The sequence below is a fragment of the Flavobacterium sp. genome (assembly GCF_044368625.1).
Classification (GTDB): Bacteria; Bacteroidota; Bacteroidia; order Flavobacteriales; family Flavobacteriaceae; genus Flavobacterium.
Genome location: NZ_JBIPPD010000322.1, coordinates 1 through 2602 on the forward strand (window position 1 = coordinate 1; position 2602 = coordinate 2602).

Annotated in this window: 2 protein-coding genes and 1 pseudogene; all 3 read right to left on the reverse strand. The window is 29.4% G+C overall.

Features of this window, described 5'->3' with window-relative positions:
- Window positions 1-135 precede the first annotated feature (135 nt).
- A complete protein-coding gene (locus tag ACIQ2X_RS15610) occupies window positions 136-1623 on the reverse strand; it encodes a S41 family peptidase (protein ID WP_396179896.1) in 1488 nt (495 codons plus the stop codon).
- A 185-nt stretch (window positions 1624-1808) separates the two neighbouring features.
- Window positions 1809-2483 carry a hypothetical protein gene (locus ACIQ2X_RS15615; RefSeq protein WP_396179897.1) on the reverse strand — a complete coding sequence of 225 codons (675 nt, stop codon included), beginning with the start codon at window positions 2481-2483 and terminating at the stop codon, window positions 1809-1811.
- A gap of 12 nt (window positions 2484-2495) precedes the next feature.
- Window positions 2496-2602, reverse strand: a pseudogene (locus tag ACIQ2X_RS15620) (IS1595 family transposase); the annotation flags it as partial.

Here is a 2602-nt window from a genome sequence, read left to right on the forward strand (position 1 = left end):
ATCAATCCTCTTGTAATTTACTCAAACAACTTATCGATAAATCCATAAGTGTTGACGGCATGTAATCGGTTCTGTTCAACACGGGGTTCATTGTTGGCTTTTCAAGCCCAACGAACCCCTAGCTGTTGTAGGCAGTTATTGTTTTTCAGTTATTAATTTTAATATGTATTCCAAGTAAACATTTTCATTATTAATGTATTGATTTATTGTTGGAATTATTTCGTAATTAGGCTTTACGCCACTTCCAAAAGGTAATTTTGGTTCAACATTCATCACAAATTGTAATGCTGGAATTTCAATAGTTATTTTGGAATTTGGTAAAGTTAAATCTTGACTATATCCACTCGTATTTCCATAATAACTTCCGCCTGTCTCTTGTCCAATAAATGTTGCCAATCCTTTTGAATACATCATATTTGAAAATTCACTTCCTCCAGAATATGTTATTGGACTAATGATAACATATACATTATTACCTTTAAACTTGTTTTTTGGTGTTTTTTTGTACGCCATAAGTCCTAAACCTAAATTATTTTTTCTTTCAAGACTGCCGTCATTCATTTTTTTGTTTGCAAAAATTCGTTCTAAAAATCCGAATACTTTGAGTTTTATAGGTTTGTCAATTCCGTTATTCAGGATTACTTTTTGAGTTTTCGCTCTTACTTTGAAATATTTTTGATAATTGTTGCCAAAATAAGAATACAACAAACCTTCATTTCCTTCTGTTCCACCACCATTTTTACTAACGTCAATAATCACATTTTCAATGTTTTTTTCTTTTATTTCCGCAAAACCTTGTTTCAAGAATTTCTTTAATGTTTTGTATTTGCTTTCTTTTTTAATAATCTCATTTGAGAATGTTTGAATATCCAAATAAGCTGTTTTTGTATTTATGATTTTGAATTGCAAAGGTTCGTTTTCAGCTTTTTCTTTGTCAATGTTGGTGTTCTTTTTTAGGTTTTCATTAATTTGACTAATTGACAATGAATTAATTGTGATAGGCTCTGCAATTTCTTTGAATTTTACTTCATATTTTTCAATTATTCCATAATAGTAAAAATAATTTTTAGAAAAATTAAAGCCACCCAAATCACTGTATTTTACATTTTTTATGTAACCATCTGATGCAAATAAATTTCCAATTTTTGTAACTATTTCTTTTGGCGTTTCTCCATTGATTTTCTCAATTTCGAGATTTTCTATTTTTGTTGAATTGTCTGAAACGTTACGAACACAGTATAATTTTTCACCTAAAAAAGCAACTGTTAAAGGCAAAAATCGGATATTTTCATTTTTGTTGGTCTGTTCTTTAACTTCTTTTGGTAAAAAAATGTCTGTGTGGTCTTCTCTTGATAATGCTACTAAAGGTGCGATTATTTTGTGAAATTCATAGATATTAAGATCGGTTGTTATTTTGCTTTTTGCAGTTTTGAAAGCAAAATCAACGCTGTCTTTTGGTGTGTACCAATACATTCCAGAATGAAATTTGTCTAAACCTTGATATAATAAGTCTAAATCTCGATGAAGTTTTTCTTTTTCAATTTTAGGAAAATCTCCAAAGTTTTGAGAGTACGTATTTTGTATCAGTAAAAATAGGAATATAAATGTTGATATTTTCTTCATTGACGTGGTTTCTGTATAATTGCCTACAACGTTTCGCCGCTTTGCGAGGTTGCGAGCTTCGTAACAGAGTATTTTCTGTTACTACTAAATTTCTTGCGAAAAATAAATGTGAATTTACCACATAATTCGCAATCTCGCAAAACGGCTGTTAACTGATGCCTTTCTTCGTTTACTACAGTTAAAAATTATACTTTTGGTATTTTATCTAGTACTTTATTTAATATACCTGACATAAGTTTTACTTTTGTTGGGTCTTCATCTTGTTCAATTTCAATTTTGTGTTGTTGCATTCCTTCAAAATATTTCATAATTTGATTCCATCTTATGTTTTCTTTTTTCTGCGTTAGTTCTTTTCTGGAAACTCTGATATTCGTAAATACTTCTCCAGTATCTTCGTCTTCAATATCTTCTTCGGCTAAATTAATTCCATATTCATTAAGTGCTTGTGCCACGTTTCCAGAAATTGCATAAATCGCAGACATATTTCTTTTGTCTTGGTTAATTTTTTCGTAAGTCGATAATAAACCCTTTAATAAACTATACATTCCTGTCAAAACTGCACTTAAACATAATGCCCAAGGTAGTTTAACAATTAGTAATCCAAAAGCATAATTTAATATTTGCCAGTTTGTTATTTTAGTTCCTTGACTTTTTATGAAAACATCGTAACTATCAAAAATAGTCAACAAATTAGGAATGCTAAACCCAATTGCTACAATTGCAGCAACGAGAATACCAATAATTACCATAGAATAAAGATTCATATTTTTATTTGTTTCCTCTAAAAAATCTCTAAATTGGTTGATTAATTTTACTTTTCCAATTGCGTTTTTTTCAGCGTCAATAATTTTTTTATGCATATCCGTTTTTAATCATACTCCTGTAATACTTGCTATCACTAGTCTATCGAAGATTTTCTCACCAAAATATCTGCGATTTAGCTTATAAACAAACTCGTTCAGATACAGTTGTAAGTTTT